The organism is Sphingobium abikonense NBRC 16140 (genome assembly GCF_001598335.1).
Lineage (GTDB): Bacteria > Pseudomonadota > Alphaproteobacteria > Sphingomonadales > Sphingomonadaceae > Sphingobium > Sphingobium abikonense.
Genome location: NZ_BCYT01000014.1, coordinates 70,391 through 82,792, shown reverse-complemented (window position 1 = coordinate 82,792; position 12,402 = coordinate 70,391). Strand labels below are relative to the sequence as shown.

The 12,402-nt window shown below is 62.1% G+C and carries 10 protein-coding genes; 4 read left to right on the top strand and 6 right to left on the bottom strand.

Annotated features, from left to right (window positions below; all coding sequences use genetic code 11):
* Positions 1 to 160: 160 nt before the first annotated feature.
* Both SAB01S_RS14100 and SAB01S_RS14095 read right to left on the bottom strand, forming a co-directional pair.
* The gene (locus tag SAB01S_RS14100) at positions 161 to 1,879 is read right to left on the bottom strand and encodes an acyl-CoA dehydrogenase (protein ID WP_062733700.1); all 1,719 of its coding nucleotides are present in this window, start codon (positions 1,877 to 1,879) and stop codon (positions 161 to 163) included.
* 50 nt (positions 1,880 to 1,929) lie between these two features.
* On the bottom strand, positions 1,930 to 2,526 hold the full coding sequence (locus SAB01S_RS14095) for a TetR/AcrR family transcriptional regulator (RefSeq protein ID WP_157078352.1): 597 nt from the start codon (positions 2,524 to 2,526) through the stop codon (positions 1,930 to 1,932).
* Positions 2,527 to 2,687: 161 nt separating this feature from the next.
* On the opposite strand from SAB01S_RS14095, the gene adh reads away from it, so the two are divergent.
* From adh to SAB01S_RS14075, 4 genes are all read left to right on the top strand, one after another.
* Entirely contained in the window at positions 2,688 to 4,208 is a 1,521-nt protein-coding gene (gene adh, locus SAB01S_RS14090; RefSeq protein ID WP_062733699.1) for an aldehyde dehydrogenase, read from the top strand.
* Between the two features lie 112 nt (positions 4,209 to 4,320).
* Positions 4,321 to 4,707: a DUF779 domain-containing protein gene (locus SAB01S_RS14085; RefSeq protein ID WP_062733697.1), complete on the top strand. Its 387-nt coding sequence runs from the start codon at positions 4,321 to 4,323 to the stop codon at positions 4,705 to 4,707.
* Between the two features lie 75 nt (positions 4,708 to 4,782).
* A complete protein-coding gene (locus tag SAB01S_RS14080; RefSeq protein ID WP_062733695.1) occupies positions 4,783 to 5,925 on the top strand; it encodes an FIST N-terminal domain-containing protein in 1,143 nt (380 codons plus the stop codon).
* A complete protein-coding gene (locus SAB01S_RS14075) occupies positions 5,922 to 8,147 on the top strand; it encodes a hybrid sensor histidine kinase/response regulator (RefSeq protein ID WP_062733693.1) in 2,226 nt (741 codons plus the stop codon). The genes SAB01S_RS14080 and SAB01S_RS14075 overlap by 4 nt, the downstream gene beginning before the upstream one ends.
* A 14-nt stretch (positions 8,148 to 8,161) precedes the next feature.
* On the opposite strand, the gene SAB01S_RS14070 is transcribed toward SAB01S_RS14075, so the two are convergent.
* The 4 genes from SAB01S_RS14070 to pedF form a co-directional block, all read right to left on the bottom strand.
* Positions 8,162 to 8,950, bottom strand: coding sequence for a response regulator (locus tag SAB01S_RS14070; protein WP_062733692.1), 789 nt, complete (start codon positions 8,948 to 8,950; stop codon positions 8,162 to 8,164).
* Between the two features lie 25 nt (positions 8,951 to 8,975).
* A complete protein-coding gene (locus tag SAB01S_RS14065; protein ID WP_062733716.1) occupies positions 8,976 to 10,724 on the bottom strand; it encodes a methanol/ethanol family PQQ-dependent dehydrogenase in 1,749 nt (582 codons plus the stop codon).
* A gap of 312 nt (positions 10,725 to 11,036) precedes the next feature.
* Positions 11,037 to 11,894: a substrate-binding periplasmic protein gene (locus SAB01S_RS14060; protein WP_062733691.1), complete on the bottom strand. Its 858-nt coding sequence runs from the start codon at positions 11,892 to 11,894 to the stop codon at positions 11,037 to 11,039.
* 4 nt (positions 11,895 to 11,898) lie between these two features.
* Positions 11,899 to 12,324, bottom strand: coding sequence for a cytochrome c-550 PedF (gene pedF / locus SAB01S_RS14055; protein ID WP_031298047.1), 426 nt, complete (start codon positions 12,322 to 12,324; stop codon positions 11,899 to 11,901).
* Positions 12,325 to 12,402 lie beyond the last annotated feature (78 nt).

The following is a 12,402-nucleotide window of genomic DNA, read 5'->3' as shown; positions in this document are numbered from 1 at the left end:
AAGCAAAGCGAGAACCAGGGGCGCTCACCGCGTCGGTGGACTGGCATCTAGGACCACCAAACGAGTCGGTCAACAGAGAAATTTCAAAAAAACGACATAAGCAAATTTGCAGCTCCGGAGGCGCGATCACGGACCACCACTTTTACAACCCGACCGTTTCCTAGAATGCGTCGACGGGCAGTGCCATTAACATCCCCTCGCCCGCCTCGATGGCCCGCGCAAGACCCTCTGCTTCGGGCAGAACCCGGAGAGCAAAGACTTCCGCCAGCGTACGCTTGCTTACGTGCAAGGGACTGTCGCCAGTCGCCGCGCCGGCCATGCGAACCCACATCCATCCGAAACAGACGAGCGCGAAGAGACGAAGATAGTCGACCGCGGCCGCTCCTGCGGCGTCAGCACCTGCCCCACGCAGCGCATTCGTCGCATCGCGGAGAAGACCAAGCGCGCTTCGCACCCGGGCGGAAATGCCGAGCTCGGGACATGCACGTAGATCCGCCTCGATCTGATCGAACAGGCGTTCCACTATCGCGCCCCCGGCCATAGGCAATTTGCGGCCCACCAAGTCCATTGCCTGAACGCCGTTCGTACCCTCGTAAATCTGGGCAATGCGCGCATCGCGCACGAACTGCTCCATGCCCCATTCACGGATATAGCCATGGCCGCCGAACACCTGCTGCGCCGCCACGGCGCTTTCAAAGCCGAAATCGGTGAAGGCCGCCTTGACGACAGGCGTGAGCAGCGCAACCAGAGCGTCAGCCTGCGCCCTCACCGCCGGATCGGCATGGCCTTGGGCGCGATTCCACTGCAACGCGGTCCAGCCGGCCAGCGCCCGCCCGGCCTCGACGAAAGAGCGTACCTTAAGCAGCATGCGCCGCACGTCGGCATGGTCAATGATGGCGACAGGTCCGCGGCCGCCGTCGCTACTGCGCCCCTGGAGCCGGTCTTTGGCATAAGCCGCCGCCTGCTGATAGGCGGCGCCCGCAATGCCAAGTCCCTGGATACCGACCATCAGTCGTTCGGCATTCATCATGGTGAACATGGCCGCTAGACCCCGGTGCGGGTCACCGACGAGCCATCCCGTCGCGCCGTCATAATTCATGACGCAGGTCGGTTGGGCATGAATACCCATTTTCTTTTCCAGCGCGCCGACAGACATGCTGTTGCGCGTGCCATCTGGAAGTATCTTGGGCACTAGAAACAGGCTGATGCCTTTCACGCCCGCAGGCGCATCGGGTAGCCTGGCCAGCACCAGATGGACGATGTTGGAGGCCATGTCGTGATCGCCCGACGAAATGAAAATCTTTTGTCCGGTGATTGCGAACCGTCCGTCGCCAAGATCCTCCGCTTTCGTTTTCAGCAGGGCAAGGTCGGTGCCAGCACCGCTTTCCGTCAGTGCCATGGCCCCTGTCCATTCCCCGCTGATCAGCGGCGCCAGATAGCGACCTTTGAGATCGTCATTCGCATGAGCAGCAATCGCTTCCATCGCACCACGGGTCAGCCCAGGGAAAAGGCCGAAGGACAGGTTGGATGCGGACAGCATTTCATCGAGCCATAGTTGCAGAATGAAGGGCAAGCCTTGCCCACCATGCTCCGGGTCGGCCGCCAAAGAGGGCCAGCCGGCTTCAACAAAGGCGCGATAGGCGGATGCGAATCCATCGGGCATGACGACGGACCCGTCGACCAGCCTTGCCCCCTGCTCATCCCCTTGGCGATTGAGCGGATGGAGATGATCCGCGCAGAATTTTCCAGCCTCTTCGAGAACAGCCGTCGCCAGGCTGCAATCCACATCCTTGCCCAACTCCGCCATCACCCCGTCAAAGTCGAGGACCTCCTCCAGCAGAAAGCGATAATCATCGATGGGCGGGGTATAGCTTTGCATGTCACGGACCTTTCTCTTGCAAGATGCTATACCAAACAGTTGTTACAGTTTCAACCGGTGGAAGCGTCATGCCGGAACACGCGCACAATCTGTATGGCAATCTCTTGTGGGGTCAGGCGCCCTGGTCGCACCCAATCTGCCGCTGAATTGAGCTGCGAAAGAAGCAGGTTTCGATAGATGGAACGATCCATGTCGGAGGGAAGAGGCAGATCATCCACCAAGGTGCGGAACGGCGTTTCAAAGCGATCCCGCCGCTCGATCAGCGCGGCCCGGACAGGGGCCGGGACTTCGCGAAAGTCGTTCATCATCGGCATTGTCAACGAAGCAGGATCAAGCTGAATTTCCAACAGGCTGGTACAGGCCGCCTCCAGTCGCGCCCATAGTTGGGAATGTTGCTCTACAGCCCGCGTGATCCTGCGTTCCGCTTCGTCCAGTGCGGCATGATGCACTTCGACAAACAGGGCGTCCTTCGATTTGATATGATGATAGAGCGATCCGCCCTGAACGCCGGCCGCTTCACCGATGTCTCGCATGGATGTGCCGCGATAACCCTTTCGCGCGAACAGGCGCGCGGCGATTTCCAATATGGCGCGGCGTCGCGCGCCGCCCGCCTCCGGTTCACTGATCCTGTCATCCATCGTCGTCATCCCGGCCACCTAGCATGAAAGGCGATGGCGAATCACCCCGAAGCGGTCGGCGTCCGGCATGGGCTGTGGGACGAGGAGTCATTTCGACCAAAGGTCCAATTGCACGCTTGAGCACCTGTGCCATCCTTGACCCAACTTCAATCAATTTCAGGAGTGGGACGATGCTGCAGCAGGCTATGGAGCGTTTTGCGGGGAATAGCTTGATCCGTGATCGCTATGACAATTATATCGGCGGGCAGTGGATAGCGCCCGCCAAGGGGCAATATTTCGATAATATCTCGCCCGTCACGGGGCAGGTCGTCTGTCAGATCGCACGCGGAACCGCCGACGATATAGAGTGGGCGCTGGATGCAGCTCATAAGGCGAAGGATAGCTGGGGGAAAACATCACCCACCGAGCGATCCAATATCCTGCTCAAAATGGCCGATCGCATGGAGGCCAATCTCGACCTGATCGCGATGGCCGAAACCATCGATAACGGCAAGCCGATCCGGGAAACGACGCATGCCGACATTCCCCTCGCCATCGATCATTTCCGCTATTTCGCCGGTTGCGTGCGCGCGCAGGAAGGCTCCATTGCCGAAATCGACCACGACACCATTGCCTATCATTTTCACGAGCCGCTCGGCGTCGTCGGCCAGATCATTCCCTGGAACTTTCCGCTGCTGATGGCAGTCTGGAAGCTTGCGCCCGCTTTGGCGGCGGGCAATTGCGTGGTGCTGAAGCCGGCCGAGCAGACCCCGATGTCCGTCATGGTCCTGATGGAAATCATCGGCGATCTGCTACCGCCGGGCGTGCTCAACATCGTCAACGGCTTTGGCGTGGAGGCGGGCAAGCCTTTGGCCAGCAACAAGCGGATTTCCAAGATCGCCTTTACCGGGGAAACCACCACCGGCCGTCTGATCATGCAATATGCCTCGGAAAACCTCATTCCCGTGACGCTGGAACTAGGCGGCAAAAGCCCGAATATCTTCTTCGAAGATGTGATGGACGCCGACGACGACTATTTCGACAAATGCCTGGAAGGCTTTGCCATGTTCGCGCTCAATCAGGGAGAGGTGTGCACCTGCCCCAGCCGCGCCCTGATCCAGGAAAGCATCTATGACAAGTTCATTGCCCGCGCGATCGATCGGGTGAAGGCCATTCGCCAGGGTAGTCCGCTTGATCCATCGACGATGATCGGCGCCCAGGCATCGAACGACCAGCTTGAGAAAATCCTGTCCTACATCGAAATCGGCCTTGGCGAAGGTGCCGAATTGCTGACCGGCGGCGAAAGGGCGCGGCTGGATGGCGAGTTGGCGCAGGGCTATTATGTCACGCCGACCGTGTTGAAGGGCCACAACAAGATGCGGATCTTCCAAGAGGAGATTTTCGGCCCGGTCCTGTCCGTCACCACCTTCAAGGATGAGGCGGAAGCGCTCACGATCGCCAACGACACCCTTTACGGCTTGGGCGCGGGCGTATGGACGCGCGATGGCAGCCGCGCCTACCGCATGGGCCGGGGCATTCAGGCGGGCAGGGTCTGGACGAATTGCTACCATGCCTATCCGGCCCACGCGGCCTTTGGTGGCTATAAACAGTCCGGCATCGGGCGCGAAACGCACAAGATGATGTTGGATCATTATCAGCAGACGAAGAATCTGCTGGTCAGCTACAGCCCGAAAGCGCTTGGCTTTTTCTGACCCGACGATGGTGCAATTGTCGGAAGCTGCATTCCCTGTTTGACGCTTCCGATGGCGGCGGGTGCCGTTTCCCCAGCGCCCGCCGCACTGGTTTCTAGCGAGGACAGCGACCATGGTGCCAGCCCGCGTGACAGCCTCGCCGGAAGCAGAAGCGATGATGCAATCGCTCACGCAAACCCATGGTCCGCTGATGTTTCATCAATCGGGCGGTTGCTGCGATGGGTCCGCCCCGATGTGCTTTCCGCGCGGTGAGTTCAGGGTCGGCGCGCAGGACGTTCTGCTGGGTCATGTGGCAGGCGACATTCCCGTGTGGATCGGGCGTGCGCAGTTTGCCTATTGGCGCCACACGCAGGTCATGATCGACATCGTGCCCGGTCGCGGCGCTGGCATGTCGCTCGAAAGCCCGGAGGGCGTCCGTTTCATCGTCCGATCCCGCGTCTTTACAGATGAAGAATATGTCGCGCTCGAGGCGGCGGGTGCCCCGGTTGACGGACACTGAACGTCGGACTGGCCACGCGTCATCGGCAGGTTCATAAGGTCGCGTAACGAGGAGAAAACAGGGGGAGAGGACCCGATGACATTGCTGGCTTCACGCATTGGCTTTGCAGCCAGTCACGCGGCGAGCCCTGCGGCCGCCATGGACGAGATCATGGAGCAGCTCGGTGAAGCGCCGCTAGCCGGCCTCATGCTGTTCTGCTCGCATCGGTTCGATCGGGATGCACTGGCGCGGGCGATCAACCGGCGGAGCGAAGGCGTGTCTGTCATCGGTTGCACTAGTTCGGGGGAACTGACTGGTCGCGGCTATGACGAGGACAGTCTTACCGCGATCGCTTTTCCAAAAGACGGCTTTCACCTCGCCTCCCACTGTTTCCAGGATGTCGACATGTTCGATCCGGTCGCGGCCCGCGACGTCGTCCGCAGTCTGGTCGCAGCGGCGACGCGCGATAGCCGGTCGCTCGGAGCCGACATCAATCAGGTCGCACTGTTCCTTGTGGATGGGCTGTCGCATCGCGAAGAGTTGCTCACCATGACGATCCAGGATGCGCTAGGCGATATCCCTTTGATCGGTGGGTCATCAGGAGATGGGCTGGCATTTCGGGAAACATCCATATTTGAGGGCGGGCGATTCCACGCGCATGGGGCGGTGGTGGCGATCCTGTCGACGCCGCGTCCATTGCATGTGTTCAAGGCGCAGCATTATCGGCCGGGCGCAGCGAAGATGGTGGTGACAGGCGCCATCCCCCAGGAACGCGTCGTCACCGAAATCAACGCCGAGCCTGCGGCCGGCGAATATCTGCGCATGGCCGGCCATGCCGGCGAAGCGCTGGGTGTCGAATTCTTCGCCGCGCATCCGCCGATGGTCCGCGCCGGTGGAGATTATCATGTTCGGTCCATCCAGAGCGCCAATGCCGATGGCAGCCTGACCTTCTATTGTGCGATCGATGAAGGCATCGTGCTGACGGTGGGCGAGCCCGTCGATCGTATCGCCGGCATGGATGCGCTGTTCACCGACATTGCCGATCAATTGGGCGAGGTGGATCGCATCATTGCCTTTGATTGCGTGCTCAACCGCGTTGATGCCGAACAACGCCAGATTTCCCGTGCAGTGTCTGAACTCTATCGCCGTCATAGGGTGATCGGGTTCAACACCTATGGCGAACAATATCATGCGCTGCACGTCAATCAAACGTTCAGCGGCCTGGCGATCGGGACATGACTGGGATGGCCGCCGACATTGCAGATGCGGATCTGGCGGACGTCGCGGCGCTGCGCCTGGAGGTCGCCAAGCTGCGCAAGATCAACGCCGCGTTGATCGATCGGGTCGAACGGTCCAGCGATATGGCGGGCAATGCCTTCGCCATGTTTGAAACCGCGATTTCCTTGGAAGCGATGGTGCGCGACCGCACCATGCAGCTGGAGGACGCACTGGCGCGTCTGGCAAGCGCACATGCTGAACTGGCTGCGGCGCACGACAGCGCAGATGCAGCGCGCATGCGATTGCGCGACGCCATCGATTCCATCAACGAAGGTTTTGTGCTCTTCGACGCCGATGACCGGCTGCTGCTGTTCAACGAGGCCTATCTCGGTTTCTGGCCCGACATCGCCGATCACCTGCGGGAAGGCATGCGGTTTGATGAAATTGCCCGGCTGGCAGCGGCACACCACACGCCGCGTGAAGCGCTGATTGCGCCCGACCGCTGGGTTTCCGAACGCCTTGCCCGCCACAGCGTCGCCCGGGGCGGCTATGTCCAGGCGCTGGCCGATGGGCGGTGGGTGCAGGTCAACGAATTGCGGACCAGCGAGGGCGGCATCGTCGGCATCTACACCGACATCACCGAAGCCAAGGCCGAGGACGCGCGCGAGCGGGCGCGCGAACTGGCCGAACGCAACATCATCCTTCAGGCGACGCTCGACAATCTGTCCGAAGGCGTGTGCCTGTTCGACGCGGACGGGAATGTCGCGGCATGGAACGAGGCGCTCCAGCATCTTTTGCGACTGCCGGAAGATTGGGCGCAGGACATGGGCACCCATGCCCAACTGGTGCAATGGTGCCGGACCGAGCGTCATCTGGACGACAAGGGGTGCCTCGACTGGCGCAAGGACGTCGGCCGCAAGGTCGCGCAGGTTCATGCAGCCGATCGCTGCTTCGAGGTGCGCAGCACGATGCTGGATGGCGGCGGTCAGGTGATCGGCTTCACCGACGTGACCGACATGCTGCGCGCGCAGGCATCCTTGAAGGAAACGGCCGAGACGCTGGAACGCCGGGTCGTGGAACGGACAGGCGAGCTGCAAGCCGAAGTGGCCGAACGACGGCAGATCGAGGCCGAATTGATGGACGCCAAGGTCGCGGCGGAAAAGGCCAATCTGTCGAAGACGCGCTTTCTGGCGGCGGCCAGCCATGACCTGCTGCAACCCTTGAACGCCGCACGCCTGTTCGTTGCAGCCCTGGGCGACCGGCGGCTCGCCCTGCCCACCCGCGCGCTGGTCAGCCAGACGTCCACCGCGCTCGATTCGGTCGAAGACCTGCTGGAAGCACTGCTGGAAATCAGCCGGTTGGACGCCGGCGCCATCCAGGCCGAAGTGTCGGCCTTCCCCCTGGACCGTTTGCTGGACACACTGCGGGTGGAATTTGCGCCGATGGCGCGCTCGGCAGGCCTGTCGCTCCATATCGAGGGCGAGCCGGTGTGGGTACGGTCGGACATCAGGCTGCTGCGGCGGATCCTCCAGAATTTCCTGTCCAACGCAGTGCGCTATACGCAGAAAGGCGCGGTGCGGCTGCATTGCCAGATGTCCGATGACGCCGTCGAGATCGGCGTGACGGACACGGGGCCGGGCATTCCGCCCGACCAGCAGCAGCTCATATTCGAGGAATTCCGGCGGTTCGACAATCGCCAGTCCGGCAAGGGGCTGGGCCTCGCCATCGTGCGTCGGGCCAGCGACATGCTGCGGCATCCGGTGACGGTGCAGTCGTCGGCCGGCAAAGGTGCCACCTTTTCGATAAAGGTGCCGATCGGCGTGGAAACGGCCGATGCGGCGCATCCGAGCGATGCTGCGGGACGGGATCGCACCATGCGCGGGCTGACCGTTCTGGTGGTGGACAATGAACGCGCCATCCAGACCGGGATGAGCAGCCTGCTGGGCGGATGGGGATGCAGCGTCGTGACGGCCGGCAGTTTTGCCGAGGCGACGGGCCAGTTCGACGCGGGCGCGGCGCCCGACATCATTCTGGTCGACTATCATCTGGACGAAGCCGAAACCGGTGATGTCGTGATTGACCAATTGCGGGCACATTTTGGGGTGCGGGTGCCCGCGGTGATGATTTCGGCCGACCGTGGCGAGGCATTGAAAGCGCAGCTGGACGCGGCCGACATTCCCCTGCTCAACAAACCTGTAAAGCCCGCGCAATTGCGGGCGCTGTTGCGGACGATCCTGAAATAGCGGGGCGTTACGGCTCAATCGCCGCTAAAGCCGACCCGGTTCGCCTTGATCACGGCCTGGGTGCGGCTGAGCACGCCCAGTTTCTGGAGGATAGCCGAGACATGCGCCTTGATCGTGGTCATCGAGACGCCAAGATCATGCGCGATCTGTTTGTTGAGACGGCCGCGAACGAGATGGCCAAGAACAGTCTTCTGCTGTGGCGTCAGGCTGTCGATGCGGCGGACGATGTCGTCCTCTTCGACCGAGGGGGGCGGCACTTCGCCCATGGTCTCTGGAAGATAGATTTCGCCCGCGACGATGCGGTGGAGCGCATCGACTATGCCGCTGCGCTTGAGCGATTTGGGAATGAAGCCCGCCGCGCCGGCCGCCAGCGCGTCCTGCACGATCGCGCGGTCAAAAGCGCCCGACACCATGACCACGGGCAGGATCGGAAAACGCTGGCGCAACAGCTTCAGCCCGTCGAGCCTGCGCACGTCGGGGATATTGAGATCCAGCATGATGAGATCGAAATTATCCTGCTTTTCCAGCAGGGCGACCGCTTCGCCCATGCTGGCCGCCTCCAGTATCTCGATATTGTCGAAACTGATCGCGATGACGCTGCGCAGGCCATCGCGCACCAGTGGATGATCGTCGATGATCAGCACCCGCTCCATCATGGCGTCCCCGCCCATATACTGATCCTGATCCATCCCCCGCCCCTGCGTTCCATGATCCATGATGCCATGGGCAGAAGCAAGATGCATCGCGCCTGGCGGCAATGCCGGCATGTGCGGCGCATACTGTCCCCGGCCCATGACAATCATCGATCAGTCTCCTTTTTTGTCGGGCTTATCGCGGCAGCTTGAAGACCCAGAGCGCCCCGCCCTGATTGATGTCCTTGAAGCTTTTGGCCACTTCGCCGCCCCATAGCGGCACCGCCCCGCCCCAGCCCGACATGACCGCGACATATTGTTCGCCATCCTGTTCCCAAGTGACGGGCGATCCGACCACGCCCGATCCGGTCTGGAATTTCCACAATTCCTGGCCCGTCTTGGCATCGAAGGCCTTGAGATACCCCTCCGGCGTGCCGGTGAAGACGAGGTTGCCGCCCGTCGTCAGCACGCCGCCCCACAAAGGCGCCTTATTCTTATATTCCCACATGATCTTGCCGGTCCTGGGGTCCATCGCGCGGAGCGCGCCGATATGGTCCTCCGCAATCGGCTTGATGGTGAAGCCCGCCCCCAGATAGGCCGCGCCCTTCTTGTAGGCGATGGGTTCGTTCCAGATGTCCATGCCCCAGTCGTTGGACGGCACATAGAAAAGGCCCGTGTCCTGGCTATAGGCCATGGGCATCCAGTTCTTGCCTCCGAGGAAGGATGGGGAGGCAAAGACCGGCTTCCCCTTTTCGGTCGTCGGCGCGCCGGGCCGGCCGGCTTCGATATAATTGGGCCGTCCGGTCTTGAGATTGATGCCGTCCGCCCAGGTCGTCTGCATGACGAATTTCGACGCGCTGACCAATTTGCCGTTGGTGCGATCAAGCACATAGAAATAGCCGTTGCGATCCGCCTTGGCGCCCAGCTTCATCGGCTTGCCATTGATCGTGGCGTCGAAGGGGATGAATTCGTTGACGCCATCAAAGTCCCAGCCGTCATGCGGCGTGGTCTGATAATGCCATTTGATGACGCCGGTGTCGGGATCGAGCGCGATGGTGGAGCTGGTGTAGAGATTGTCCCCGGGGCGCAGATGGCTGTTCCAGGGCGCGGGATTGCCGGTGCCGAAGAAGAGCAGATTGGTGTCCGGGTCATAGGTGCCGCCAAGCCAGGTCGCGCCGCCACCGGTTTTCCACAAATCCCCCTGCCAGGTGGCGTTGGTCTTGCCGGTGATGCCGTTATCCTTGCCCCGCAGCGTGCCCATATGGCCTTCGATCACGGGGCGGTGCCAGATGAGTTCGCCGGTATTGACGTCGCGCGCTTCGACCGCGCCGACGACGCCGAATTCGCCGCCCGAATTGCCGGTGATGACCATGCCCTTGACGATGATCGGCGCGGCCGTCGCACTATAGCCTTCCTTATAGTCGGCAATCTGCTTGTTCCACACGACCTTTCCGGTTTCGCGGTTCAGCGCCACCACGCGTGCGTCGAGCGTGACGAAAATGATCTTGTCGCCATGGATGGCCGCGCCGCGATTGACGACGTCGCAGCAGGGCATGATCGCGTCGGGCAGGCGGGCGTCATATTGCCATTTTTCCTCGCCGGTGCGCGCGTCGAAGGCGAAGAGGCGCGAATAGCTGCCCGTCACATAGATGGTGCCGTCATAGACGATCGGCTGCGCTTCCTGGCCGCGCTGCTTTTCCCCGCCGAGCGAGGCGGCGAAGGCAGGCACGAGTTTTGCGACATTGCCGGCGTCGATCTGCTTCAAGGGGCTGAACCGCTGCGCGCGCGGACCCATGCCATAGGTGAGCACGTCGCCGGTGGTCGCCGCGTCGTTCATGAGATCGGCGTCGGTCGGGCCGGCCCCCTGCGCCAGCAGCGGCGCTCCCGCCACGACCAATGCCAGTGCGGCGGCGCCACCCAGCGAACGCAACATACGTCCCTTCATCTTCATCCTCCCGTTTCAGCGGCGCCGTGCGCCCCCATTGCGCCGAACAGCCTATGCCAGGCGGCGCGAGCGGCAATTGGACCTTCGGTCGGGAGGAAATGGACAGGAACGAAGTTCAATCGCTTTTGCCACTTTTGGCCCCGAAGCGACCGCTACGCGACCACGAAGCGACATTGAGGCGACACCCACGCGACAGGGCGCAATGGCCGCCACGGCCCGTCAGATGGGGCATGAACAGGATTGAAACAGGCCTCACCGATCAGGGTAGATCAGAGAAAATCCAACATTGGAAGCGGCAAGTGAGGGCCGCGATCAGCCTGCGACGGGCTTCTGATAGGTAACGCCATGGGCGGCGAACAGGGCGGCCAGCTCGCCCGATGCCACCATGGCTCCAAGGATATCTTCCACCGCGTCGCCCAGCGTGCGGCTGTTTTCCTTGACCGCCATGCCAATGTCCCAGCCCGGCGAGGTGAAGGCGGGAAGCGGCATTTTGCGGCGAGTGACGGGGGGATTGCCGCGATCATGCAGTGCCGCCTCGATCTGGGCGCGGCTGGCGAGCACGCCGTCGGCCCTGCCATCGAGCATCGCGTCCACGGCCGCCGTGCCGCTTTTATGATGGATGACATCCCTGGACAGCGCGCCGCCAAAGGCGCCGATCAGATAGAAATCGGGAATGCTGTCCAGTTCGGCGGCGAGCCGCCTGCCCTTCCACTGCACCGGCGGCGCATCGCAGTCGATGTCGCCATTGGCGCAGGCGAACTGAAACGTCTCACGATAATAAGGCGCGACGATCGCAACCTGATCATTGCGCGCGGCAAAGGCCCGGTCAAAAGGCACATGCAGCATGATGTCGGCCGGCATGAAGCCGAGCAGCCCGCCCTTCCACACCGCATTGCGCAGGTCATCATCGACGCTTTCATCCGCCGTGATCTGCGCCACGTCGGCGCGCACGCCCAGCTTTTGCGCCAGCGCCTTGGCCAGATCGACGTCGATGCCGGTCAGCCGGCCATTTTTTTCCCAGGACCAAGGACGGTTGTCACTATAGACGGCGACCCGAAGGACCCCTGTATCCCTGACCTTGCCGAGCGGCGCCGCGCCGATGCGCGAGGGCAGCAGGCCCAATGTCGCGGCGGCGCCGGCGGCGCCCAGGAACGCGCGGCGGCTGATCATGGGATCAGCCCTCGAACTTGGTTTCGAGCCAGGCGCGGATGGCCCAGCCGGTCTTTTGCCCCAGAACATCGCCAAATGGCGGCATATAGACTTTGCCGTCATGGCTGGAGCCGTGGCGATAGCGTTCGGCGAACCATTGGTCGCCCGATTCGCCCTGCTCCAGATAGCGCAGGTCGGGCGCGATGCCGCCGCTTTCTGCGTCCAGTCCGTGGCAGCGCGCGCAGTTCTGGCCATAGGCGGACTGGCCGATTTCGATCGCCTTGGCGTTGCCGCTATAGGGATTTTTTTCCAGCCATTCCTCGCCAATGTCCGGCAGCGCCGAGGTGTCGACCGCCTGCGGCGTCACGTCGCCATGCGCCAGCAGCTGGCTGGCCGTCGTTCCGCCCAGCACGGCCAGCGCGCCCAGCAGCAAAATGCGTCCCGAAATCATGATCCTGCTCATCCTCACCCATCATGTCCTGTTCCATGCAAGTGTAGGGGAGCGGCGGGGAGCGCCCCATTGGCCTTT